The sequence below is a fragment of the Bradyrhizobium icense genome (assembly GCF_001693385.1).
GTDB lineage: Bacteria > Pseudomonadota > Alphaproteobacteria > Rhizobiales > Xanthobacteraceae > Bradyrhizobium > Bradyrhizobium icense.
The window spans coordinates 5220328-5245415 of the sequence record NZ_CP016428.1; the positions used below are offsets into that span (position 1 = coordinate 5220328).

Below are 25088 nucleotides of genomic sequence, written 5' to 3' on the forward strand. Positions count from 1 at the left end.
TAAAAAACAAGTTCACGCGGCAGCCCCACCCCCGCCCAACGCGCGCTGCGCCCGCTGAGCGAGGAACTGATCCCCGAAGCGGTGCGCGATACGCTGGGCAGCAGTCGTAAGCAGCGTGATCATGCGATTCCTCTCCTCGTCACTCAGGTGCGAGGCGGGATAGGAAATGCAGAAGCCCACCGTCTCGCCGAGTTCCGGATCGGAGACACTCACGGAGATCGAACCAACTCCGGGGATCGCCTCATCGACGGCCTCGGCCCAGCCGAACCGACGCGGCTGGTCAAGAGCGACCACCAGTTCATCGACATTTTGAGGCGCGCGCGGCGAAGGCGGAGCGACGCCTTCAGCATGAAGCGAGCGCACCACATTATCCGAAAACCGCGCGAGCAGGCTGCGCCCAATCGCAGTCGCAAAGGCGGGCGCGCGCTGGCCAAGCGGCGTAAACACGCGCAAGGCGTGAGACCCCTGATACATCCGAATGACCAGAACATCCGCGCCATCAAGGATCGAGACATACCCCGTATGCCCGGTCTCTCGGCTGATCTCTCTGACGGCCTCATCCACCGCATCAATCAACGAAGAATTCAGTTTGTAGAGGCGTGAAATCTCAAAAAGCAGATTTCCGACCTTGTAGCGCGGCGGGTTCTCCGAGCGCGACAGCAACCCCTCTTGCAGCATCGTTTTCAGCAGTCGAGATGCTGAACTTTTAGGCATCTTTAGCAGCTGCGAGACATCTGTCACCGACATTTCGAGCCTGCCCGGCCCAAAAAGTCTAAGTATTTCCGCAGCATTCTCGATTGCGCCCACTTTTTAATCACCATGTTTCGTATATTGAAACCGAGTTGACAATAACAGGACGATGACAATAATGCAAGTCATCAATGCAAGCCGTCGCGCACCGGATGACCTGCAAGCTGCGCGCAAAGTCAGGAGGGGAATGAGATGAGAAGCGACACGCGCCGTCGGGATTTCTTGAAGTTTGCCGCAACCAGCGTCGCGGCCCTCACATTCGCCGGCAAAGCTCGTTCGGCTGCCGCGCAAGAAAAGCGAACGCTGACAGTCGCCTGGGATGCCGACATCGACACGCTCGATCCGGCCTCGTTCAAGACATCGGCAGGCTACACTGTGCAAGCCAACGTTTACGACAGTCCGCTGATGTGGAAGGTGCAGCCGGTCGGGGGAAAGCCGGGAGTGTCGCAAGCAAAGCCGGGCGAGATCGAGGGCAGCATCGCCCAGTCCTGGTCGTTCGAAAATGGCGGCGCCACGCTAGTGCTGAACATCCGCAAAGGCGTGAAATTACCGAGCGGTCGCGATGTCAACGCAACGACTGTGAAGTATCTCCTCGACCGCGGGCTGCAGTCGCCGGGCTATATGCGCATCCTGTTTCCGCGGCTTCTGGGCGTAACGAACCCCGAGCACTTCAAGGTGCGTGACGAGTTTACGATCGAGATCAATATGCCCTCGCCAAGTCCGATGGCGCTGGACACGATGGCGCTCATGAACAACGCGCTGCTTGATCCGGATGAGGTCAAGACGAATGGGACCGCGGAAGATCCCTGGGCTGCCAATTGGTTGAAGCGAAACACCGCCGGGCTTGGACCCTATCAGCTGGTGAAGAACCAGCCAGGGGTCGAGGTCGTCCTGGAAGCGCAGGCCGATCACTGGCGTGGTCGGCCCTATTTCGATCGGGTGGTCTTCAAATATGTGCCGAACGAAGCCGATCGCGTGCTGCTGCTCAAACGCAAGGCCATCGACATGGTGGTCGGCAGATCAACCCTGTCTCCGCGCAATGTGAAGAGTCTCGCAGCCGAGCCTGGTTTGAAGACCGTCTCCGTGCCGGACACCCTGTGTCACTGGCTTTGCATGAACACGCAGAAGGCGCCGCTTAACAACGTCAAAGTGCGCCAGGCCATCAATTATGCGATCCCAGTCCAGGCCATCATACCGAGCGTGCTGTATGGTTATGGCACCGAGATGAAGAGCCCTGTGCCGAGTTTGACGCCCGGTTACGATAGCACGATTAGCCCCTACAAGTACGACATCACAAAAGCCAAGGAGTTGATGCGTGAGGCTGGCTTTGGCAAGGAGCCGGTTGCGATTGACCTTGCGGTACGCGCTGGATGGCAGCCGCACGAGCAGGCTTCGATCTGGCTCCAGACCGAGCTGGAGAAGATCGGCTTCAAGGTGAGCATCGTCAAGGAAACCGAGGCCACCTTCCGCCAGATCGCGACCAAAGGCGATCACCAGCTTTCGATCGAGTCGTGGCAGTCTTGGATCAACGATCCCTTCTATCACCTGTTCTTCAACTTCCACAGCACAGCAAAAGGCACCAACACCTCATTCTATTCCAATCCGGAAGTCGACAAGCTGATCGATGAGAACATGCACGAAACCGACATTGGCAAGCGTCTCGCAGCAGCAAAACGCCTGCAGGAGATTATCATCGGCGACGCCGTCTGGGGGCACCTCTGGTACGAGAACTGGACCCGCGTCATGCGATCCGACCTCGTTGGCATTGAAAAGCGCTGGGATAGTTATGAGCGATTTTTCAGCATGAAGCTCGCCTGAGCACCTCAATTTTCGTCTCAATCGGGAGAGCGCTCCAATGGTTTTTTTCAATTATGTGACGCGACGGTTTGCGCTGGCTCTGCCGACATTGTTCGGCGTCAGCGTGATCTGCTTCACCCTCACCTACTTGCTTCCCGGCAATCCAGCCATGGTGAAGGCGGGCCCGTTTGCCACGCCAGAACATCTCGCCGAGATGGAACACCAAATGGGATTGGATCGTCCATTTCCCGAGCAGTACTACCGGTACGTCTCCGGCATATTCAAAGGCGATCTTGGCGAGAGCGCATCGACGGGACGACCGGTCTCGCAGGACTTTCTGCAGCGCCTGCCCGCCACTCTCGAGCTCAATTTGGCGAGCCTTCTCATCGCGATCGGGATCGGATTGCCTCTCGGCGTCTTATCTGCGGTGCATCGCGACACGTTGGTAGACCATATCGGACGAGTCGTCGGCATCATGGGGGTCGCGATGCCTAGCTTCTTGACCGGGCTGTTGTTCGTTTACGTCTTCTTTTACATGCTCGATTTGGCCCCCTCACCTCTTGGACGGCTGGGATCCGGCATCGAACCTCCCGCACACGTCACAGGGCTCTATGTGATCGACTCCCTGATTACCGGAAACTGGACCACCCTGCGATCAAGCCTGCATCAGCTCATGCTCCCTGCGGGGACCCTCGGGCTCAGCGCGATCGCGCCAGTCGCTCGCATGGTGCGGTCCACCATGCTTGAGATCCTCGAGTCCGATTACATCAAGGCGGCGTGGGCGGCCGGATTGCCGCGGCGCACGGTCATCTACAGGGATGCCCTGCGAAATGCGCTGATACCGGTCATCACGATTTCCGGAATCGTTTTTGGATTCCTGATGGCCGGAAATGCGGTCGTGGAGAGCGTGTTCTCATGGCCGGGTATCGGCAACTACGCAGTGACCGCACTGCTCACGAAGGATTCGGCTCCGATCCAGTCATTCATCCTCTTTGTCGCCGTAACGTGTGTCATGGTCAATCTGGCGGTTGATATTGCGTACGGCCTCATCGATCCCCGGATAAGGTTCAGCTGATGTCTTCATCGTTCTCTGTGTCCTCCTCGATTTCCAAACCAGTGGCTTCGTCTTTGGTGTGGCAGCGGCTTCAGCGAAATCCAGTTTCGTTTGCGGCACTCTGCGTGATCGTGCTGATCGCAGCGGTTGCGATACTCGCGCCAATCGTGGCGCCCTACGCGCCCGATGCCACCGATCCTGCAGCCTCCCTGCAGCCGCCCTCCTGGCAGCATCCGCTTGGCACTGACGAGTTCGGCCGCGATCAACTCTCGCGGATCATTTTTGCCGCACGCGTCGACCTGCTGGTTGCCTTTGCGGCAACATTGATTGCTGTCACAATCGGAGGGTTGCTTGGAGCGGTCGTAGGATACAGCCGAGGTTGGGCTGATACTCTCGCGATGCGCGTAGTCGACGCTCTCATGGCCTTTCCGGCCTTCGTATTGGCCATGGGCATCACAGCTGGCCTTGGCAATTCCATCACCAATGTCGCAATTGCCATCTCGATCACCCAAATCCCGGCATACTTGCGGCTCACGCGTGGAGAGATGCTTCGGCTTCGCGAGATGGAGTATGCCGATGCAGCACGCACTCTCGGTAATCCAACCTGGAGGATCGTGTTGATTCACTTGCTGCCCAACTGCCTTCCGCCGCTGATCGTACAGGCCACCCTCTCGACGGGTTTCGCGCTTCTGACAATGGCGTCGCTATCCTTTATCGGGCTCGGAATTCAGCCTCCGCAAAGCGAATGGGGCGTTATGACAGCTGAAGGGGCCTCACAGATCGTCACAGGAGAATGGTGGCTCTTCCTGTTTCCCGGTCTGGCGATCATGGTTTCCGTTCTCGCATTCAACCTTATCGGTGATGGACTGCGTGATTTGCTGGACCCGCGCATGAGGGGGCTGAGATGACCGAAATGCTTGAGATCTCGGATCTGACTGTTCATTTTCAGATCAATCAAGGCGCGATTGAAGCCGTCGATCATATTAACCTGACGATTCGCCGAGGCGAGATTCTTGGACTAGTCGGTGAGTCCGGGTCGGGGAAGTCGGTGACGTCGTTCGCCATCCTGCGCCTGATCCGCCCGCCAGGGCGTGTGGTGTCAGGAAGCGTCCACTTCGACGGCATTGATCTTGGCTCGCTTCCTGAGGAGCAGATGCGCCGAATGCGCGGCGCGAAGATCGCGATGGTCTCGCAAACGCCGCGAACCGCGCTCAACCCGCTCCTGACCGTTGGAAGGCAGATCTCGCGCTTGCTGATGGTCCACGCTGGTTTATCGACGCGAGAGGCCGAGAAGAGGATGCTGGAGATGCTGCGCCTTGTTCGCATTCCAGCACCAGAGAGGCGGGCCAACCAATACCCGCATCAGCTCTCGGGGGGAATGTGTCAACGCATCATGATCGCGATGGCGCTTGCAACCTCACCTCAGCTCCTGCTTGCGGACGAGCCCACCACCGGGCTTGACGTGTCGATCGCCGCCAAGATTCTCGACCTTTTACGCGAATTGCGCACCAAGACGGGAGCCGCGATCATGCTCGTTACGCACGATCTGGGCGTTGTTGCCGAAACCTGCGACCGCGTTGCCGTTATGCATGCGGGCCAGGTGGTTGAATGCGCGCCCGTGCGGGACCTATTCCATAATCCCGCTCATCCATATACGAAGGCGCTCGTCCGATCGATCCCGAGAGTAGATCGGGATGTCGTACTTGAGCCGATATCGGGCTCGGTTCCTTCATTGGTCAACCCGCCAAGCGGGTGCCGTTACGCCGGACGTTGTGAGTGGGCGATGGATCGCTGTCGCGTTTCGCGCCCCCCGATAGTCGAGGCCGCTCCCGGCCATGTTGTAGCATGTTATGGATTTGAGGAACGTCGTGGCACTTGTTGAGATTCGTGATCTGCAAATGCACTTTCCGCTGGGCGGGATTGGCGGCACGCTCGCGCGCCTACGTGGTCAAGCCGAGCCTGTCTTGCGAGCGGTCGATTCCGTCTCCTTCGACGTAGAGGCTGGCGAAACCCTCGGACTGGTTGGTGAGTCAGGCTGTGGCAAATCGACCGTCGCGCGTTGCCTGGTACGATTACTGAAACCGACGGCGGGATCTGTCCGCTATGCCAGCGAGGAGATCGCGACGCTTGACGCGCAAGCGATGAGGCCATTCCGCCGGGACATCCAAATGGTGTTCCAGGATCCCACCGCCTCCCTCAATCCTAGGCTTTCGGTGAGAAGCATGGTCGAGGAGGCGCTCACGCTTCATACCAAATTTGACGCAAAGGAACGCCGCGCACGGGTCGAAGAGCTCATGCACGAGGTGGGTCTTGGCCGCGATCTTTTGGACAGGTATCCCCACGAGCTTTCGGGTGGCCAACGCCAGCGTGTGAATATTGCCCGAGCTATCGCGACAAATCCTCGTTTTGTTGTTCTCGACGAACCGACGTCCGCACTCGACGTCTCGTTGCGGTCGCGAGCGATTCTCCTGCTCGAGAAGCTGCGCGAACATCTCGGGCTATCCTACCTCTTCATTTCGCACGATCTGGCCACGGTGAAGTACCTCGCCAGCCGCGTTGCAGTGATGTATCTCGGCAGCATCGTGGAATTATCGGACACACGCGATCTGTTCGCGAAGCCCTTGCACCCCTACACGCGAGCGTTACTGGCGGCCGTTCCGGTGCCCGATCCCGACGCAAGGCGGGACGACTTCACATTGGCAGGCGAAATTCCAAGCCCCATTGATGTCGCGACCGGATGCAGGCTGCGCGGGCGCTGTCCACTGGCCAAACCTATCTGCGCAGAAAAACCGCCGTTGAAGGAGATCGCGCCGGGCCGATTTGTCGCCTGTCATCTCGTCTCAGAGCTCTCCCCTTGATTTCAGGACCACCATAACAAGGGGTGACGATCCATCATGGCGATTGTCCAATTTGTGTTTGCCGCATTGAAGCCTGGTGTCAGCGCGGCAGACTATGAACGCTTCGAGCGCGAGGTGGACTACGTCATCGCCTCCAAATTAAAGACTATCGTGATCTATCGCACGCACCGCATTACCGAAACCGGAGCTGGCCTATCGGGCGGACCGTGGCACTACGTCGAGCGCATCGAAGTGACCGACCGTGCAGCCTATGAAGCTGAACTTGCCGTTACCGGCAAGGAACTGATCGATGAACTTTACGAGAAGTATCTCGATAAATCCAAGATCGTATCGGTCTGGTCAGAGCGTATCGAACCCGGTCCGCATGCGGCCATTTGCGGCCGCTGGAATACCATCCCCACTGTATCAAACAAAATAAAACCTGTTCCAGTGACATCTATCTAAGCCCGCCTATTCCACGGTCACCGATTTAGCAAGATTGCGCGGCTGATCCACGTTGGTGCCCATGACCACCGCGGTATGATAGGCTAAGAGCTGCATCGGGATGTCATAGACCATCGGCGTAAAGGTTGCCGCCATGTCTGGCAGCACGATGGTCACGAGCGGGTCTACGATCGCCTCCCTCGCACCCTTTGCATCGGTCATCAGGATGATATTGCCGCCTCTTGCTGCAACTTCCTGCATGTTTGAGACGGTCTTTTCGAACACCCCGTCATAGGGCGCGATGACGATCACAGGCATGGTCTCGTCGATCAACGCAATCGGCCCGTGCTTGAGTTCGCCGGCGGCATAGCCTTCGGCGTGGACATAAGAGATTTCCTTCAGCTTCAACGCGCCTTCCAGCGCCAACGGGAACGAGGTGCCGCGGCCGAGATAGACCACGTTGCGACATTTCGCCATGTCGCGCGCGAGCTTTTCGATTTGGGGCTCGGTGGCGAGTGCGGTCGCCATCAGCCTCGGAATCTCGATCAACCTCTGCACGAGCCTGGTCTCGTCGGCGTCGGACAATTCACCGCGCGACTTGCCGGCGGCGACCGCGAGCGCGGCGAGCACCATCAGCTGGCAGGTGAACGCTCTGGTCGAGGCGACGCCGATTTGGGGCCCGGCCAGCGTCTGCAGCATGGTCTCGCTCTCACGCGCAATGGTCGAGGTAGGCGCGTTGACGACCGAGAGCGTATGGAGCCCTTGCGCCTTGGCGTAGCGGAGCGCGGCCAGCGTGTCGGCCGTCTCGCCAGATTGCGAGATGAAGATGGCAAGATCGCCTTTGCGCAGCGGCGCCTCGCGGTAGCGGAATTCGGAGGCGACATCGAGCTCGACTGGGACGCGGGCCAGACGCTCGAACCAATATTTGGCGACATGGCCGGCATAGCTCGAGCTGCCGCAACCAGTGATCGATATGCGGCCAATGTCGTTGAAGTCGAATGGCAGCCTCTGCGGCAACGCGATGCGCTCGGCGGCCATATCGACATAGCGCCGGAGTGTATGGCCCACCACTTCCGGCTGCTCGTGAATTTCCTTGGCCATGAAGTGAAGATAATTCGCCTTGTTGACCAGGAACGACGAGCCCCCCGATTTCACCACCTCGCGATGGGCAACGGCTCCTTGCGCGTTAAAGATCACGCCGGTCTTGCGGGTGAGCACGGCCCAATCGCCGTCCGCGAGATAGGTGATGGTGTCGGTGAACGGTGCAAGCGCAATCGCATCCGAGCCCAGATACATCTGGCCATCCCCCTGACCGATCGCAAGCGGAGAGCCCTTGCGGGCGCCGATCATGAGATCGTCATGGACTTTGAACAGGATGGCCAGCGCGAACGCGCCACGCAATTTCGGCAGCCACGCTTTCACCGCCTCCGAGGGTGAATAGCCTTTCGTCAGATAGGATTCGATCAGATGAGCGACCACCTCGGTGTCGGTTTCGGAGGCGAATTGGGTGCCCTGCTGTTCCAATTCGGCACGCAGCTCGCGGAGATTCTCAATAATGCCGTTGTGGACCACGGCCACGTTGTCGGTCATATGCGGGTGAGCGTTACTCTCGGTCGGCTTGCCGCGGGTGGCCCAGCGGGTATGGCCGATCCCGATATGACCCCACAGCGGCTCGGCGCGCAGCCCGCTCTCGAGGTTTCTCAGCTTGCCCTCGGAGCGCCGCCGATCGAAGTGATCGCCTTCCAGCGTCACAACGCCCGCAGAGTCATAGCCGCGATAATCCAGCCGCTTCAGCGAAGCGACGAGTTGGTCCGCGACCGGAGCGCGTCCCAAAATGCCGACAATCCCGCACACGCAGATCAATCTCCCCCAGCAGCTGCACTTGAACGATGTCGTCGTCCCGTTCGAAGATGTGGGCGGCAAGCCAACGTCGTGCTGTCCATCAGATTGATCATGCCTTACCGTTTATTTGTTAAGCCACAGGCAGGCAATTAGCATGCCAGCACGCAGCGAATTGATGATGTTCTGCTTTTCGAGACGCGGCCGTTGACCTTACGACGCGTGTCGGGGTCCCCGATACGCCGTTCGAAATTTCGCGGCGAATGATCGGCTGCCTTGTTGCGGATCGCGCTGATTAAGTGTGACGCCCGCAGCCATTGCATCGCGCTTCGCGCGGCCGATCCGCCCGGAGCTTGGCTTAGATCGAGCGCGATTTTAAAGACTGCAATCGAGAACACCGCGCTCTGGGCGGCTGGACAAGGAGGAACGACTCTCACCGTGATGAAGGGCGCGAACGAGGGCCGGCCGGCTCAGGCTTCGCGATGTCATCGCGCCAAAATTCAGACGCAGATGGCGGAAGAAGAACGCGCGCAGCACTATTCGTCCAGTACGTGTTGATCATTGCCCGGAAGGCGAAACCGCGATTGAGCCTCTCGCCGGACATCTCCATCTTTCGCCTATCTCGCCGCCCCGTTAAGCTCAATTGCCTGCTCGACGCTAGCAAGGTATCGGCTCCTCGTATGACGAGATCTCGTAGAAGGACGAGATCCGATGGAGCTGGTCAGGAGCAGCTGCGAGAAATGGCCAGTGAGCTGAGGGACCGCTCTTCCCGACGCGGCGCCTCGGGGTTCTCCGATAAGTGCCTGCTTACTTGTACTGCATCAAGTCGCCCCCCATCGTGCCTGCGTGTTGTCGTGTTCAGCCGTGTCCGGCTGAAAACGTCTATGTGCGGAACCCGACAGGAAGGCGCAAGTATTCCGCCGGCGCGTCGCCAAGCACATGGTTTTGCCCCTCTGCAACCAAGCTCGCACAACGTCTTTTTTTGGCACGCCGATTGCTGGGACACGGTGGGGATACACTAAGACCACGGCCGTCTCGCAGAGACGGCCTCGGAGTTCAGATGAAACTCGCTCGATCGATCCAAATCAACGCCATAGACGCTGCACTGTTGAGTGCGGTCCCGCCGATTGCAGCTTGGCAGCATGCTTCACGGGTGCCGCTGTCGTTTGCCCAGCACGGGCTTTGGCACGATGTCGCGCGGTGAAGTACCTAGCGAGCCGCGTTGCAGTGATGCATCTCGGCAGCATCGTGGAGATGTCTGACACACGCGATTTGTTCGCGACGCCCTGCACCCTTACGCGAGCCTGACCGGTCGCCCTTCCGTGCCCGATCCCGACGCAAAGCGAGATGACTTCACGTTAGCCGGTGAAATCCCAAACTCTATCGATTTCGCGCCCGGATGCAGGCTGTGCGGGCGAGAGCAGCCCATCTGAGCAGAAAGACCGCCCTTGAAGGAGCTCTCGCCCGGCCGATTCGTCACCTGTCATCTTGGCTCAGAGCTGGTCGCTTGATTTCTGGTCCGTCACAACAAGGAGAAGGATGAATTATGGCTGTTGTCCGATTTGTATTTGCCGCATTAAAGCCGGGTGTCAGCGCGGCAGACTATGAACGCTTCGAACGCGAGGTGGACTATGTCACCGCCGCCAAAATGAAAACTATCGTCAACTATTGTACGCACCGCATCACCGAAACCGGAGCTGGCCTATCGGGCGGCCCGTGGGATTATGTCGAGCGCATTGAGGTGACGGATCGCGCGGCCTATCAAGCTGAATTGGCTGTGGTCGGCAAGGAAATGATCGACGAACTCTACGAGAAGTATCTCGACAGATCCAAGACAGTGTCGGTCTGGACGGAACGCATCAAACCATGAGTTTGGCCGGCGCAGGCTTCATCGGAAAGGTTTGCCTCGTCATCGGTTCGTCCTCGGACGCCCGGGAGGAGCTCGCGCGTGAATTCGCGCGGCTCGGAAGCCGCATTTGGCCGTCGACTGTCGGAGCATTTCGAAGCTGCGCAGTAAGTCGTCAGGGCCATTCGGCGGGAGGGACATGCGGCGAGCGCCTTTTGCTGCCGCTGAAGTCCAACAGCTTGCCACCGATTCGGCCGAGCAACTCGGGATGGTTGCGATCCTCGTCAAAAATGCGCGACTATTTAGCAACACTCCATTCCTTGAATGGAGGAGCGCAGTGGGATGCGCTATTGGCTGTAAACCTCAAGGCACGATTGCTGCTCGTGCAGCGCTTGCGCCGGCAATGATACCGCGAGGCTTGGGCGGGGTACTCGATATCGGCGCCAGGGCTCGGTCCGATCGCATTCGAATCTACGATCCAACACCGTATCGTTTCTGGTCGGAAACCTAGTGAACCATGAATTCGCCAGCCTGCAGGTCCGTCGGTGTCGTCAGTTCGTCGTCGGAAGCGGGCGCGGAGATCGCGGTGATAATGCGAGCACTACAGGCCGCCGGTCGGGATCACGAGCTTGTCTTTTGACTTACAATAATCTCGGCGCAACCTATCTTCGCGCGTCCTTTCGGAGGTTCGCGTCGTATCCCGCGGTATGGATGCGGATGTTGCGATTCGACTCAAGGTCGTTCTCGTTCCATACAGGTGCAGCCCTGAAGATGGCGCTAGCGGCGGATGGGCGTTGTCGCCGAAGATCGGCCAAAGCTTCGTTTATTCCGCGATTGGCTCCTCGCTGAACAACAAATCCTAAAAATCTGTGCAACGGCAGCTGACCGGGCGAAGCGTCGCGCTTCTGTGACATCGCGTGCTCCTTCTCTTCGGTCCACTGCCAGCATTCGTTGCTGGCAGGGCGGTAGTACGGCCGGACTACTTCATTAACGAAAGGTGCGCCTCGACAACGAGAGCTGTGTTCGATCTAGCTCTTACACATGATCAGTGGTGATCTCCGCCTCCACCAGACTGATTACCAGAGTGGGTCACCGCCGCCATGATAAGCTTTCCCGCTATGGTCGCTGGATCCAGAGTCGAAATGAGAAACACTTCATCGCTTTGCATCTATGATCATCGAAGTGTTAAGTGTTCTAACCGCGCCCTGTTCAGGTTAGAGGGCTTAAGATCATGGAGCTTCTTTTTCAGCTCGGCCAGATCTCTCAACCTCGCCTGCTTATTGAAGAGCCACGTGGCCATGCCAACAATGCCGAGCACAGTGGTTGTGATGGCAGCTGAACTGGTAGACATATTCGTAGCGGTTCGCTCCTCTTCGCTTCCCGTTCAGGCGACGATGACAAAAGTGCTCGATCATACGCCAGCCGCAACGGGGGAGCGGGATCGGAGTGCGCGGCCAGATAGATCGAACCAACGACGGACCTTGTTAGGCGCCATCGCAGCTGTAGCTCGCCGTAGCGGCCGTGTCGCTGGTTCCATTGGATGTCGCGGACGGCTCGCCGATGAGCCGGGAAGGCCGCATTCGACGAGACCGTCAACGGTAGTCTCGGCATGGCTTTGGTGTTCGACTCGTAGTGGCGTGGCAATAGCTTTCAGCAGGAGCGACTAACTGCAGTGACGGCTCTCGTGGGGCCGCCCCTTGATGTAGGCAGGTCGGAGGTCGGCCAAATACCGGCTATAGGACAGCTTGTCCTTAGCGCGCACCGAATGTCAAAGTTAATTGGGTGTTGCCGGCGTTGCGGCTGATGGCGCGGCGCCTGGCTGGCCTGCCGCTGGTGGCGGCGTCGCGGCCGATGGCGCGGTGGTCGACTGGGCTGCGGCCAGTGGGGAGCGGCCGACGATGACGGTGAGCAGACCCTGGCCCCACACCCGCTGCGCCACCTTCCTGACATCCTCCAGCGTCACCGCATCGACGAGCGCGCTGTGCTTCTCGATATAGTCGATCGGCAATTTGTCGAGCTGATACCGCAGCAGCGCCCGCGCAAGCTTTGACGACGTGTCGAGCGACAGCATCTGCGAGCCCTTCAGGTACGACTTGGCCTCGTCGAGCTCCTTTTGGGACGGGCCTTGCTCGGCCATGCGGCGGACTTCGTTCTCGATAGCGCCCACCGTCTCGCCGGCACGGTCGGCGCGGGTGCCGGTGTTGCCGACGAACACGGCGGAATGATCCATCCAGAGCAGCGACTCATAGACCGAATAGGCAAGCCCGCGCTTTTCGCGGACTTCGCGGTAGAGCCGCGACGACAGCCCGTCGCCGCCGAGGATCTGGTCGACGACACAGGCCGCCATGAAATCCGGCTCGCTGCGGCGGACGCCGGCACCGCCGAAGGTCACGACGGTCTGCGGCACGTCGAGCGGAATGAAGACGCGCTGCGGCGGCTTTGCCGCGGCCAGGTCGGAGACCAGCGTCAACTCCGCCTTGGCCGGCAGGCTGCCAAAGGTCTTGTCGAGCAATTTGCCGAGCGTCTCTGGATCGACGTCACCGACCACCGCGATCTTGAGCGTGTCCTTGGCGATCACGCGTCGCACATAGTCCTTAAGATCGGCGACGTCGATCTTCGGCACGCTCTCGACCGTGCCTCCGGCCTGACGAGCATAAGGATGATCGTTGAAGGCGACTTCGAAGAACTTGCGATTGGCGAGCGTTGAAGGATCCGTGGAGTCACGCCAAAGGTTCGCGAGCACCGCGGAACGGATCCGTTCGACATCGGCCGCATCGAAACGCGGCGAGGTCAGCGCCATTCGCAGAAGGTCGAAGGCCTCGTCCCTGCTGTCCTTGAGCATGCGCAAGGAGCCGCGAAACTGATCGCGAGTCGAAGAAAAGCTGAGCTCAATGGCGCGGCGGTCGAGCCGCTCGTGAAAGGTCTTGAAGTCGAGATCGCCGGACCCTTCATCGAGCAGGCCGGCAACCATGTGGCCGACACCGGGCTTGTCGTTGGGGTCCTGGGTGGCGCCGCCGCCGAAGGCGTATTCCATCGCGATCAGCGGGACGGTGGCGTCCTGCACGAACCAGGCTTCGATGCCGCCGGGCGAGACCAGGCGCTGGATCGTGGTTGCGGCAAGCGATGGTGCCGAGGCGAACGTCGCGATTGCGAGCGAGGCGCTGCCGACCAGGACGGCGCGCCGTGTGAAGGAATAGGTCACGAGCGCTTCTCCTCGCGTTTGGGCGCAGAATCCTTGATCAGATAGCCGGTCACCGACCGCTTCTTGTCGAGCCATTTCTGCGCGGCCTCGCGGACCTGCTCGGCAGTGACGGCGCGGATGCGCTCCGGCCAGCTTCGGATGTCTTCGATGCTCAGCCCCGTGGTGAGCGCGCGGCCGTACCAGTCCGCCAACATCGCCTGGTTATCCTGGGCGCAGATCGCTTCCGCAATCAGCCGGGTCTTGACGCGCTCGAGGTCCTCGGCGCGGGCGGGATTTTGCGCGAGGTCGCCGATCACCTTGTCGATGGCGTCCTCGATCTGGATGAACTCGACGCCGGGCTTGGGCGTGGCCGAAATCATGAATTGCGAGGGATCGAGCGAGGTACCGTGGTAGCTCGCGCTCGTGCTGCTCGCGAGCTGCTTGTCGATCACCAGCGCGCGGTAGAGATAGGAGTTGACGCCGCCGCCCATCAATTGCGCAAGGACGTCGAGCGCGGGGCTCTCGCCGGCGGCTGCAGTGGTAGCCGACGGCACGAGGTAATAGCGGCGCAAGTACGGCTGCTCGACACGCGGATCGGAGAGCGTCACGGTGCGGGGCGCAGCCGGCGTCGGCTCCTGCGGGCGCACGCGTTTTGCCGGGATCGAGGGCTGCGAGGGGATGTCGCCAAAATTCTTCTCCACCATCGGGCGGATCTCATTGGCGTCAACGTCGCCGGCGATGATCAGGATCGCGTTGTTCGGCGCGTAGAAGCGCCTGTAGAACGCGAGCGCGTCCTCGCGGTCGAGCTTCTCGATCTCCTGGCGCCAGCCGAGATTGGGGCGGCCGTAGGGGTGGTTGAGGTAAAGCGCCGCCCTGATCTGCTCGGTGAGCTGCCTATCGGGATTGTTGGCGACGCGCATATTGAATTCCTCGAGCACAACGTCGCGTTCGGACAGCACGTTCTCATCTTGGAGAACGAGACCGGTCATGCGGTCCGCCTCAAATTCCATCATCTTACCGAGCTGCTCGCGCGGCACGCGTTGGTAATAGCTGGTGTAGTCCATCCCGGTGAAGGCGTTCTGGTTGCCGCCGACGCGCAGCACGGTCTGGGAGAATTCGCCGGGCGGATGTTTCGCTGTGCCCTTGAACATCAGGTGTTCGAAGAAATGAGCAAGCCCCGATTTGCCCGGGGTGTCGTCGGCGGAGCCGACCTTATACCAGATCGTCTGGGTCACGGCGGGCGTGCGGTGATCGGAGAGCACCACCACCTGCAGGCCGTTCGCAAGCGTGAAGTTTGCAGATCGCTCCGAGGCGACTGTGATCTGGGCAAGGACGCTGCTGTTTTCAGGCACGTCCCGGAGGCTAGGATTGCTGCTATTATCCTTTTTGTATTCGACTTTGTGTTCGACCGCCAGCGCGGTGGACGTCATCAAGGCCATTGCAACAGTGTCCGTGCCCAGCACCTTGGTTGTCACGGAACTCTTCATGGCATCGCCTTTGGTTACACCGAGATTCACATTCTGCAACGGACGATCCCGACAAAGCAGAGAGCCGCACGCCGTTGGCAAACAAGGAGCAAAAGTCGGGCCAATCGCCTGATGCTTCCGCGCACGGACCGCTGCGCGGGCAGCTGGACGCAAAACGAAGCGCGGCGCGTTCTTTCTCTCCGAAACCAAAGCCGCACTTGTTCAGTATCAGCCAACATGTTGCGAACACGACGTTGCACACCAAAACGCACGACAACTCGCCGCCTCGCGCTGGCCTAACTCCTGCGACGCCACATACCGCATGGAGCCTTGATCTCGCGCCAGAGGCACTGCTCCGCCGTTTCGCGGCCGCGCCGGCGCACGCCAGGAAACGTCCAAAGCTTGTCGCGGCGCCGCCGCACCAGGAGTACCCGGCCGCGCTGCGACGCCTGCCACCAGCACGTCCAAGCGATCATCGTTTCGATCGATCAATATGTCGAGAAAGCGTTTGGCAACCGAGACTATTTCCTAAATAGGCCTCCCGGTTTCAGGGGCCGGAGTGACCAAATCCCGAGGACGGCGTCATCTGGGTCTATGGCGCCGGCGAACACGGCGCCATGGCCTTCACCGACTTCGGAATCGAAAACCTGATCGAGCTCGTCCGGATGCACAAAGAAAATCCGACTTGGCTCAAGCGCTGGCCGCCCGACTAATCCAATCAGCCTGCGGCCTACGCCGGATTGCGTACCACCGAATGCTCGAAGTTCATATTTCTGGCGTCCATGTTTTCGCTTGAGCTAGTGTGATTCAGCGCCAGGCGCGCGGCAAGCGGAACCCATCGCCGAAGAGTCCGGTCCATGACCACACATCGCCAAAGGATTTTGAGTCCGACTTCTCCTCCCCCGCCTTTGGCCTGCCACCGATGCGCGCGAAATTCTGGATCGCCTTCGAGACGAGCTGCGGATGGGTGAGGAGAAAGTTGTCCGGCTGGGTGTGCATCAGCGCCGGCATATCCTTGTACTTTTTCAGATCCTCATACGACTCATTAAGCATCTTCTTGTACAGTGAAAAACTATTCGACGTGCTGCGACCGCCGCGCGATTTCGCACGGAAGATCGCTTCCGCGGCAATTCTTCCAGAGATCATCGCAACGTTCAGACGCCCGCAATGGCTGGTATTGTCGAGTTCGGCGGCATCCCCGACCACCACCCAGCCCTTGCCGTATAGCTGGGGTATGGTGTTGTAGCCGCGTTTCGGGATGAGGTGCGCGGAATATTCCTTAAGCTCTGAGCCGTTGATTAGCGGCTCCACCGACGGATAACGCTTGAAGCGGTCGAGTACCCCGTAAGGCGTTTCGCCCGTTCGCTGGAGATCGGAGACGAGGCAGCCGACGCCGAGTGAGATGCACTCCCTATTCGCATAGATGAAACCAATGCCGGTCATGCCACGCGAAATGGTGCCGGCGGCCTCGATCACGACCCCTTCGTCGCGCTTGAGATTGAAACGGGCTTCGATGGTCTTGCGCGGCAAAATGTGCATTTCCTTGACCTGCAGCGCAACCTGGTCGGGCGTCGGCCGCTCGCGCCAGCCCGCACGCGTCCCGAGCAAGCCATTGACGCCCTCGGCGAGCACCACTACATCGGCGTGGATTATGCCGTCCTGGCGGTCGGTACGCACACCAATGACGCGGCCGCGGCGGTTCTGCGCCAGCTCTGTAACGGTAGTTTGGTACAAGACGGTGGCGCCGGCCTCCCTCACCTTCCAGGAGAACCATTTATCGAATAGGGCGCGGATAACGATATACCGGTTCGGTCGCTCGTCATTGCAGTCGTTGAAACGGTAGCGCAGCCCGATATGGGAGCGGCTATCCATTAACCAAAAGCGCTGCTCGACAAGGCGGCGCTCGAGCGGCGCGTCCTCGCGGAAATCGGGGATCAGCTGTTCCACGATGTGCGCATCGAGGATGGCAGTCTGCACGTTCTTTGATCCGGAATATTCGCCGCGCTCGAGCTGTAGCACCTTCATGCCACGCTTGGCCATGGTCAGCGCCGCCGCGTTGCCGGCCATTCCGGCGCCAACCACGATGGCATCGAACCTCTCTTCGATCATGGGGGCCTCTCCTTTGTTCAGTGGCGCATGTTCTCAGACCGTACGCTCGCTTGCGACGCGGTCGCGTGAATGCGGCGAGCCTCGGAGGCGGCGAGATCACGGCCTAGGATCGTGGCTCCCAACAGCAGGATCTCCGGCTTGTGGGTGTTGACAGGATCAGTCAACGCCATGCTGTAGGACTGGTTGCGGTAATCTGCGAGCATGTTGTCGGCGACGAGATGGACAAGGTCGTCGGCGTAGGAGAAGAATTCGACCGGGGCGCTGCGTGTCGCCTCGCCCTCCGGACCGATCACGACCGGCGCGAGATCAGCCTTCCGCTTCTCGGCGAGCTTGCGGCCCGCGCCCATCAGCTTCCAGGAGATCGGATGCACCTGCCCGCGCTCCTGTTCGATGAAGACCCAGGCATGCTTGTCAGCGTTGAAATGCCCAGGCAGCGCCTTCTTGGCGGCGGGCCGTTCCGCGGGAGCTCTTATCACATCGCTCATCGCCAAGACCCTCCAGATCAGGAATCGCTTGCTAGCGCCGCAAGGTCGGTTTCAAGCTTTGGCTGGTGCTTGAAGATGGCGTCGATCAATGCTTGCGCCGGCTGCTCGGCGGCCTCAACCAGCACCGCCTTCTCAGCGCGCGCGGACGGCGCGAAGACACGCTTGACGACGGTCGGCGAGCCCCTGAGACCGCATTTGGAGATGTCCTCGACGCCGGCCTCCTGCGCGCTCCATTTCACGATCGGCGCCCGGGCGGCACGCAATGCATCCGCCATGGCGCCGCGGCGAATCTGGTTGGTTGCCTCCAGCATGGTGATGAGACACGGCAGCCTGGTGCGGAGCACCTGGACGCCGCCTTCGGAGCGCCGTTCCGTTTCAATTGTGCGAGCGGTGAGATTCAGGGCCCTGATCTTTGCGACGTAGGTAAGCTGCAGCACGCCAAGCCGCTTCGCGACGCCGGGCCCAACCTGCGCGGTGTCGCCGTCGATGGTCTGCTTACCGGTGAAGATGAGGTCCGGCGGGCCATACTCCTTGCCGATTTTGCGGATGGCGGTCGCCAACGCGTAAGTCGTTGCCAGCGTATCGGCGCCCGCAAAGCAGCGGTCGGTGAGCAGTACGGCGCGATCGGCGCCAAAGGTCAGCGCTTTGCGTAATGAGTCCTCGGCTGATGGCGGCCCCATTGTAAGGACGGTGATCTCGCCGCCGAACTTATCGCGCAGCTCCAACGCGGCCTCGAGTGCGAAGAGATCGTATGGGTTAATGATGGTCGGCACGCCCTGACGCATGATCGTGTTGGTCACGGGGTGCACGCGGATCTGCGCGGAGTCGGGAACCTGCTTGATGCAGATGACGTTGTGCATGTGCTTCTCCAGACGTTGCAACGGCTGGCGAAGAGAACAGCAAGTGTCGTACCATTGCGCGAACCTCAAAATCAGGCAGCAATACAATGGCTTTTGGGAAGCGTTATGTCACTGTAGCCTGACGTTCGCCGACGGAATTGCGACATTGGTCGTGACTACGACAGCCCGGCTCGCGCGGCGTAGTTTGTCGTTGATCTGGATCAAGGAGAGCGGACCAAAAACGAGAGGCGCTTTGCTCGAGTCGATCCATACGCGATCCCGGGTCTCCGCCGCGGCCGCTGCGCTCACGAGAGAGCGTAAGCCCTGAGCCGACTTGCACTGGACGATGCTTCGCATCGCCAGGACCAAGGGCAGCGCCGCAATCAGCTTGCGGCGCCTGCGACCGCGAGGCACACCGCGGTCCCTTCGCGCGCAGGCCCGCATCGCGCAGCGGTCGCTGCATATGACGCCAGGCGAACTGAACGAGGTCGAACAGCACCCGATGGTCTCGCTGACTGTATCCGGCGTGAGCTGATGGTCGATGGCGACATCGGCAACGGATTCGCGATGATAGCGCCGCGTTCGCACGAGCGTAGCGGGGCATGTGCCCGCCCGTGGTCGGGCGGGCTGATCTCGATGATGACAGAATCGGCGCCGACGCGGGGGGGCGCATCCGATCGTGATCGGGTCCAAGTCCGCGCCAAACCACCAAGCCTCTATTTCTGTTTCTCCAGCTATTCGCCCCAACGGCGATGATCAGGGCCCCGACACACCGCAAGTCCGACACTCCTTTTAGAAGCGCTTGATCTCGACGCCATATTTCCTCAGGGCGTAGCCAATTTGGCGCGGCGTAAGTCCAAGCAGGCGCGCCGCCTTCGCCTGCACCCAGCCGGATCTTTCCATGGCCGCGATGACACGCTCGCGATCTGTCATCTTCGCACCACCTACGAGGGCTGCGCCGACTGGCGCTAGCGGAGCCAGCTCGCTGCCGACAGGCGGGACCGATGTAGCAGCCTCGGCCGGCGACGTGGCCGGCTTGGCGGGCACTGGTACGATCCGCCCCGGCTGCAGCGCCATCTCGTCCGATCCGCTCTTCCACAGCATCGCGGAAAGGCACTGGCCGTGGCAGCAGGCAAAGTCGTCTCTCACGATCGATGGTCCTGGTGCCAGAGTCGCGGTCCGCTGCACGCAATTCTCAAGCTCGCGGACATTCCCGGGAAAACCGCAGTTCATCAGTACTTCAATCGCACTCGCATCGAAGGTAAGCGTGCGGCCGTTCTCGCTGTTGAAATTCCTGAGAAACTCGGTGGCGAGGAGCGGAATATCACCGCGCCTTTCGCGCAACGGCGGCAGCAGCAAGGGAACCACGCTGATGCGATAATAGAGGTCGGCGCGGAACTCGTTCCTTGCCACCGCCTCTTCCAGGTTCTTATTCGTGGCGGCAATCACGCGAACATCGACCTTAATGGTCTGGTTGCCGCCGACGCGCTCGAATTCCTGCTCCTGCAGTACGCGCAGTAGCTTTGCCTGGAACGAGGCCGAGATCTCGCCGATCTCATCCAGAAATAGCGTCCCCTTGTCGGCGAGCTCGAAGCGGCCCTTGCGTGCAGTGAACGCGCTGGTAAAGGCACCCTTCTCATGACCGAACAATTCGGATTCCAGTACCGTTTCAGGCAGCGCCGCGCAATTGAGTTTTATGAAGGGCCGCTTGGCGCGCGCTGACCGCTCGTGAATGGCCTTGGCGACCAGCTCCTTTCCGGTACCGGACTCGCCGCGCAACAGCACCGTGCTGTTTGATTTGGCTACGACCGCGATCTTCTCGAGCAACCTGCGCAGCGCCGGGCTGTCGCCAATGATCCCCTCGACATGAACCTTCTTGCGCTCCCGCGCAGGCTGTTTGAGCTCGGACAATTCCTTTTGCAGCCGGTCCTTCTCCGCCATCAGTCGCTCGCGGTCACACGCGAACAGGCGATGCAGCTTCACTGTCTGCCCTGCTAGGTTGGCGATCATTGTGAGCAGCCGTACGTCGTAATCGAGCCGGGCGCTCGACGCGTTGTCCAGGATGCGATCGATCGTCAGCGTGCCCACGACATTCGCATCGATGCGAATGGGAACGCCGATGAACGACACTCCCATGTCGTCGGAGGCGCCGAGCACCTCCTTGTCCGCAGCACTAAAGGCCGGATGCACTGCTACGTTTTCGGCGACGAGCGGCCTGTCCGACGCCACGATCTCGTCGATTACTTTCTGCGGCAGGCGCATCCGGAAGCGCTCGTCGCTGCCTTCGCTCCAGCCGGCGCCCACGGTAATGTCCGGCACGCCATCATCGTGGAACAGAGAGACGATGCCGTGCCGCATCTGCACAAACGATTGCAGAAGATCGACGACATTGGCCAGCGTGACTTCCAGCCGGCAGGGGGCGGTGAGTACTTTCGATATTTCGAAGATCCCGATGATCGCGCTCTCGTACAACGGCACATCAGTGACCGCATCGTCCGTCTCGGAATTTGAGTTAGGCCTTTCGCGTACGGACGGGATATGCAGCATGACGACGTCTCCGTTGTTATGATCATCCTCCCTGTTCTCCTGTTCGGATTTGCGAATATTGTGTTGCATGTCATCCTCGATCTCGCCCCCCCATTTTTGGATGACGCAAGAGATACCTTCTTATTATGGCACGATGGTAAAACTTACAGCGCGTTCATCGCGGCACGACGGTAAACTTACAGTGCTTTGATTTGCTTGTTCTCTGCTTTTTCCGCACTCGTCGCGCTGGATTCCGTGGGAACACGAATTCCATTGATGCAGATCAAATCAGCTGCGATTTGCTTGTTGCCGGTACAGGCGATCACAGGTGTTGGCCACCATTGATCGGCACCTCGGTGCCCGTGACATAACTTGCCGCATCCGAGCATAGGAAGAAGATGACCTTCGCGACTTCTTCGGGTGTGCCCACTCGGCGCAACGGAATATTTGGTACAAGGCGCGCTTCCGTGTTCGGCGACAAAATGTCTGTCTTGATCTCGCCGGGCGCGATCGCATTCACGCGAATGCCATGCGGTGCATAGTCGTGCGCCATCTCGCGCGTGAGACACGCGAGCGCAGCTTTCGATGTCGCATAGGCGGAGCCGGCAAACGGGTGCACCCGGGAGCCTGCGATTGAGGTCACGTTGACAATTGATCCGGATGCTGCTTTCAGCTCGTCAAACAGGCCTTGCGCGAGCAGGATCGGCGCCACCAGATTGAGGTGGAACACCCTCATCCAGGTTTCGACTGACGTCGTCAACGCCGTCAGTCGTGCGCCATTCGGCGTCTTCGGTGAAATGCCGGCATTGTTGATCAATGCGTGCAATGGCGCGCCCGCGAGTCGCTCCTTGACCTCGGCGATGGCGCGCGGCAGCATCCGATGGTTGCTGAGATCGACCTGGACATGGTTGTCGGCCCCTGATTCCCACGGGCAGCGCCCACCATCGAACGGTTGGCGCGCGCAAGAAATGATGCGCCAGCCCGCTTCCGAAAACAGCTTTCCGGTGGCGTGACCAATGCCGCGCGACGCGCCGGTTAGCACCAACGTCTTCTGTTCTCCCTGCTGGATGCGGACTCTATCGGTGTGAAACGGACAGCCCACGTCGGTCGCCGACGGTGGACCGGCGACCGCTTCATCGTTTCTCAGATCGAGACTCAAACACTCCTCCCAATTCTCTTGCTCTCGCCCGTGAATGCGGTGCAGGATTTGGGCCAGTGCGATGCAGAGGAACGCTCGCATGTTTTGCGGCCCAATGTCGCGTTCGCAACAGCTTGGCTGGTTCCCCACATCATGCGCGTTTGCTTTCGGACAGTAGCAAACGCTGGCGCACAAGCCCATTTTCGAGTCTCGCATAACCTGCGCGGCACTAGCCATTTGGCTCCGCTCTTGCTCCATGGCCCTAATGCGCGCTGGTTTTTCGCAAATATTGTCAATGCAGTCGGGCCAGGTCCGCCAGCTAAATTGCTGCGCGTAGCAGAACCGCCGCCGAATTCGTTTTCGCTCTCACATCGTTTGATGCGCGGGAATGAGGTATTGCTGTTGAGCAACCTGCCCCTCCTGAAACCATGGCTACCGGCCACGTCATTCCAATTCATTATTTCGTGATCGAACTGGGTCTCACGATACGCGGCAGCAAACTCTCGCCTGCAGGCCTTTCCCGGGGCCTATCGCCATCGCAGTATTCTTGAGCGTGGCGATGGCTCACTGTCGGTTAGCTCGGCTTGCTGCTGCGGCGGCGGAGCTGCCAGGCAGGTATAGTCTCTCATCTCGATCCCGCAATCGACCGCGGCGATGGCCCAAACAGCGATTGACAGCCCTCGCATGAACGGCCGCTTCACAGCTTTAGGCCGCGATCCGCGAGCACCTTGTGCATTACCGGGATCTTGATCTCGCGGGCGATCTCGTTGCGGATCTCGGCTCCGAGCACCCGCTCGGCATCGGCATCGTCTGTCAAGCCATCCTCGGCGAGCCGTCTATTCAGGCGGCTGTCGAACTCCTCTCCCATCGCATCGATGAGCCGCTCCTGCATCACTGCATGGTCACCGGGGGCGATGCGTCTCAACACGCTCTCCCAAGGTTGCCAGCGCGTTGGCAGATAGTCTGCGAATCCCGTCGCCTCCTGGTCCCGCACCGACGTCGCGGCCCTGGCAACGTCGTCTTCTGTCACGTGAGAGACATTCAAGAAGCGCATGTCTGGGGCGACGTGCCGCAGCTCCAGGGGGTCGCGCAGCTGGGTCTGGTAGGCAAGATAGACCTCGATCTCGTCGATGTCGGCGTCCGGGTCGGCACGGTGGAGCGAGTTGACCGTCTCGCGCGCGATCCCGTCCAGCGCCCCCAAGCGGAACATCACACGGCCGTGCTGGAGCAGTTCGTCGAGCCGCCCGTCATAGGCTCCTTCCTCGACATCAGCGTTCAGGCGTGCGGTCTGCATGCCGTTCCAGGCCAAAGTGATGCGATCCTCGCAGCTGTCGCTCGCTCCTAAAGCCTGCTCGAAAAAGTGCTCGCGCAATCGCGGCCTGGCCGCCGCCTGCCGCAGATCCTCGACCACCGCCTGCCGGAACGCCTCATTGCCATAGTTCACCGTGCCACGGAGCCTGTCGAGGAAGCGTGCGTAGTCCTGAGCACCTGGCTCTTCGGCGAAGCGCTGCCAGGTGGCCACTGTCTCAGCGTCGCCCTCGAGCCAGTGCGCGACAACCTCGTGCAGGGCCTGCGGCTCGACTTGCACCGCTCCCTCGGCCATAGACAAAAAGATCTGCGGGCCGGCATAGTCCCCGGCATGCATGGCTGTCGCCAGGTTGGTCGGTACCCCCTCGGGCAGCGGATTATTCTCCAGATCAACGCTGGACTGAGGGCCCAGCTGCGTCAGCAGGGTCTCTGGCACGCTGGTCAGCTGGTTGTTGCTGGCGCCGAGCCATAGGAGCTCGGCGGGGACCGTCTCGGGCAGGCTAGTCAGCTGGTTCTGGCTAGCGCTGAGCCATTGGAGGTCGGCCGGGAGGGGCTCGGGCAGATTGGTCAGCTGATTGTAGTCGACATTCAGGCGCTGGAGCCCGGCTGGAAGGTCGGGCAGACTGGTCAGCCGGTTGCCGCCGGCGTCCAGCTCCTGAAGAGTTGCGGGAAGGTTATCGGGCAGACTGGTCAGCTGGTTGTTGTCGACGTTCAGGCGCCGGAGCCCGGGCGGCAGTTCTGCGGGCAAGCTGGTCAGCCCATTGCTGATGGCGTAGAGCCGCCGGAGCCCGGCTGGAAGGTCGGGCAAGCTGGTCAGCCGATTGTTGCTGGCGTACAGCCGCTCGAGATCAGCCGGAAGCTCGGGCAGGCTGGTCAGCTGATTGTTGTCGACGTTCAGGCGCCGGAGCTCGGGCGGAAGGGGGGCGGACAAGGCGGTCAGGGACAGCGACGACAGATCCAGCGGCTCATTGACATCGCCCGCCTCTCGCCAAGCCCTCGTTCGACTTACCGCCTCTTGCCTATCCGCGTCTTCGCCCTGCCCCCCTTCGGCAGCCGGACCCACCAGGACCTGGTCCTGCGACGAGGCGGAATCAGCGGCGGACGCCTCCGCCTCCGACAAGGCTTCGACCCACTGCGGCGCGGCCGGGGACCCTGGTTCGGAGGTTTCGGACTCGGAAGTCTCGGAAGGAGTGCCAGCGCCAAGCTGGGCCCGTTCTGCATTCATCAATAACGTCTCCTCGGTAGCCAAATGAAGGGAATGCGCCGGAGCGGCGCTTCTCGAAGCCGGTAGCTCTCACCATGGATGGTGATCACCGACTAACGACGAAGCAGGCGATCACGGAGCGCGGTTGCCACCCAGAGCCGCCGAACACGCTGCGTCATTCGCCCACAGGGCAGGTGCAGCAAGACTAGTACGTCCGGACGGAATCTACGGTTAACGAAAGGGTTGTTTTGTTAGAGCAATCCAT

General features: G+C 60.3%; 16 protein-coding genes and 1 pseudogene. 7 read left to right on the plus strand and 10 right to left on the minus strand.

Features of this window, described 5'->3' with window-relative positions; translation table 11 throughout:
- Positions 1-12: 12 nt before the first annotated feature.
- Entirely contained in the window at positions 13-807 is a 795-nt protein-coding gene (locus tag LMTR13_RS24700) for an IclR family transcriptional regulator (RefSeq protein WP_083219184.1), read from the minus strand.
- A gap of 135 nt (positions 808-942) precedes the next feature.
- Between LMTR13_RS24700 and LMTR13_RS24705 the strand changes: the two genes are divergently transcribed.
- The 6 genes from LMTR13_RS24705 to LMTR13_RS24730 are packed head-to-tail and all read left to right on the plus strand — an operon-like array spanning position 943 to position 6903.
- Positions 943-2568, plus strand: a complete 1626-nt coding sequence (locus LMTR13_RS24705; protein ID WP_065730079.1) for an ABC transporter substrate-binding protein — start codon at positions 943-945, stop codon at positions 2566-2568.
- 37 nt (positions 2569-2605) lie between these two features.
- Complete coding sequence (locus LMTR13_RS24710; protein ID WP_065730080.1) at positions 2606-3622, plus strand: ABC transporter permease; 1017 nt, start codon at positions 2606-2608, stop codon at positions 3620-3622.
- Entirely contained in the window at positions 3622-4509 is an 888-nt protein-coding gene (locus LMTR13_RS24715; RefSeq protein ID WP_065730081.1) for an ABC transporter permease, read from the plus strand. The genes LMTR13_RS24710 and LMTR13_RS24715 overlap by 1 nt, the downstream gene beginning before the upstream one ends.
- Entirely contained in the window at positions 4506-5483 is a 978-nt protein-coding gene (locus LMTR13_RS24720; protein ID WP_065730082.1) for an ABC transporter ATP-binding protein, read from the plus strand. Before LMTR13_RS24715 ends, LMTR13_RS24720 begins: the two co-directional genes overlap by 4 nt.
- On the plus strand, positions 5470-6459 hold the full coding sequence (locus LMTR13_RS24725) for an ABC transporter ATP-binding protein (RefSeq protein WP_236843098.1): 990 nt from the start codon (positions 5470-5472) through the stop codon (positions 6457-6459). Before LMTR13_RS24720 ends, LMTR13_RS24725 begins: the two co-directional genes overlap by 14 nt.
- Positions 6460-6495: 36 nt before the next feature.
- A complete protein-coding gene (locus LMTR13_RS24730; protein WP_065730083.1) occupies positions 6496-6903 on the plus strand; it encodes a hypothetical protein in 408 nt (135 codons plus the stop codon).
- A gap of 6 nt (positions 6904-6909) precedes the next feature.
- Here the strand turns inward: LMTR13_RS24730 and glmS are convergent, their stop codons facing one another.
- Positions 6910-8736, minus strand: coding sequence for a glutamine--fructose-6-phosphate transaminase (isomerizing) (gene glmS, locus LMTR13_RS24735; RefSeq protein ID WP_065730084.1), 1827 nt, complete (start codon positions 8734-8736; stop codon positions 6910-6912).
- Positions 8737-10267: 1531 nt separating this feature from the next.
- On the opposite strand from glmS, the gene LMTR13_RS24740 reads away from it, so the two are divergent.
- Positions 10268-10591 (plus strand): hypothetical protein, encoded by a 324-nt coding sequence (locus tag LMTR13_RS24740; RefSeq protein WP_065730085.1) that lies wholly within the window; start codon positions 10268-10270, stop codon positions 10589-10591.
- A 1750-nt stretch (positions 10592-12341) separates the two neighbouring features.
- Here LMTR13_RS24740 and LMTR13_RS24745 read toward each other — a convergent pair.
- From LMTR13_RS24745 to LMTR13_RS24790, 8 genes and pseudogenes are all read right to left on the minus strand, one after another.
- Complete coding sequence (locus tag LMTR13_RS24745) at positions 12342-13769, minus strand: M16 family metallopeptidase (protein WP_065730086.1); 1428 nt, start codon at positions 13767-13769, stop codon at positions 12342-12344.
- The gene (locus LMTR13_RS24750) at positions 13766-15235 is read right to left on the minus strand and encodes a M16 family metallopeptidase (protein WP_236843100.1); all 1470 of its coding nucleotides are present in this window, start codon (positions 15233-15235) and stop codon (positions 13766-13768) included. Before LMTR13_RS24750 ends, LMTR13_RS24745 begins: the two co-directional genes overlap by 4 nt.
- 786 nt (positions 15236-16021) lie before the next feature.
- Positions 16022-17323: an FAD-dependent oxidoreductase gene (locus LMTR13_RS24755; RefSeq protein ID WP_065730087.1), complete on the minus strand. Its 1302-nt coding sequence runs from the start codon at positions 17321-17323 to the stop codon at positions 16022-16024.
- A 77-nt stretch (positions 17324-17400) separates the two neighbouring features.
- Positions 17401-17808: pseudogene (locus LMTR13_RS24760) on the minus strand (electron transfer flavoprotein subunit alpha); the annotation flags it as partial.
- Between the two features lie 17 nt (positions 17809-17825).
- Complete coding sequence (locus LMTR13_RS24765; RefSeq protein WP_065730089.1) at positions 17826-18668, minus strand: electron transfer flavoprotein subunit beta/FixA family protein; 843 nt, start codon at positions 18666-18668, stop codon at positions 17826-17828.
- 771 nt (positions 18669-19439) lie between these two features.
- Positions 19440-21263 (minus strand): nif-specific transcriptional activator NifA, encoded by a 1824-nt coding sequence (nifA, locus tag LMTR13_RS24780; protein WP_065730092.1) that lies wholly within the window; start codon positions 21261-21263, stop codon positions 19440-19442.
- 232 nt (positions 21264-21495) lie between these two features.
- On the minus strand, positions 21496-22275 hold the full coding sequence (locus LMTR13_RS24785) for an SDR family NAD(P)-dependent oxidoreductase (RefSeq protein ID WP_418219808.1): 780 nt from the start codon (positions 22273-22275) through the stop codon (positions 21496-21498).
- A 733-nt stretch (positions 22276-23008) separates the two neighbouring features.
- On the minus strand, positions 23009-24844 hold the full coding sequence (locus LMTR13_RS24790; RefSeq protein WP_065730094.1) for an NEL-type E3 ubiquitin ligase domain-containing protein: 1836 nt from the start codon (positions 24842-24844) through the stop codon (positions 23009-23011).
- Between the last annotated feature and the right edge of the window lie 244 nt (positions 24845-25088).

What these genes read in the sequence shown, in the direction of transcription:
- LMTR13_RS24705 (WP_065730079.1), top strand. Translation starts at nt 943, where the DNA reads ATGAGAAGCGACACGCGCCGTCGGGATTTCTTGAAGTTTGCCGCAACC.
- LMTR13_RS24710 (WP_065730080.1), top strand. Translation starts at nt 2,606, where the DNA reads ATGGTTTTTTTCAATTATGTGACGCGACGGTTTGCGCTGGCTCTGCCG.
- LMTR13_RS24715 (WP_065730081.1), top strand. Translation starts at nt 3,622, where the DNA reads ATGTCTTCATCGTTCTCTGTGTCCTCCTCGATTTCCAAACCAGTGGCT.
- LMTR13_RS24720 (WP_065730082.1), top strand. Translation starts at nt 4,506, where the DNA reads ATGACCGAAATGCTTGAGATCTCGGATCTGACTGTTCATTTTCAGATC.
- LMTR13_RS24730 (WP_065730083.1), top strand. Translation starts at nt 6,496, where the DNA reads ATGGCGATTGTCCAATTTGTGTTTGCCGCATTGAAGCCTGGTGTCAGC.
- LMTR13_RS24740 (WP_065730085.1), top strand. Translation starts at nt 10,268, where the DNA reads ATGGCTGTTGTCCGATTTGTATTTGCCGCATTAAAGCCGGGTGTCAGC.
- LMTR13_RS24750 (WP_236843100.1), bottom strand. Translation starts at nt 15,235, where the DNA reads ATGAAGAGTTCCGTGACAACCAAGGTGCTGGGCACGGACACTGTTGCA.
- LMTR13_RS24755 (WP_065730087.1), bottom strand. Translation starts at nt 17,323, where the DNA reads ATGATCGAAGAGAGGTTCGATGCCATCGTGGTTGGCGCCGGAATGGCC.
- LMTR13_RS24765 (WP_065730089.1), bottom strand. Translation starts at nt 18,668, where the DNA reads ATGCACAACGTCATCTGCATCAAGCAGGTTCCCGACTCCGCGCAGATC.
- nifA (WP_065730092.1), bottom strand. Translation starts at nt 21,263, where the DNA reads ATGCAACACAATATTCGCAAATCCGAACAGGAGAACAGGGAGGATGAT.
- LMTR13_RS24790 (WP_065730094.1), bottom strand. Translation starts at nt 24,844, where the DNA reads ATGAATGCAGAACGGGCCCAGCTTGGCGCTGGCACTCCTTCCGAGACT.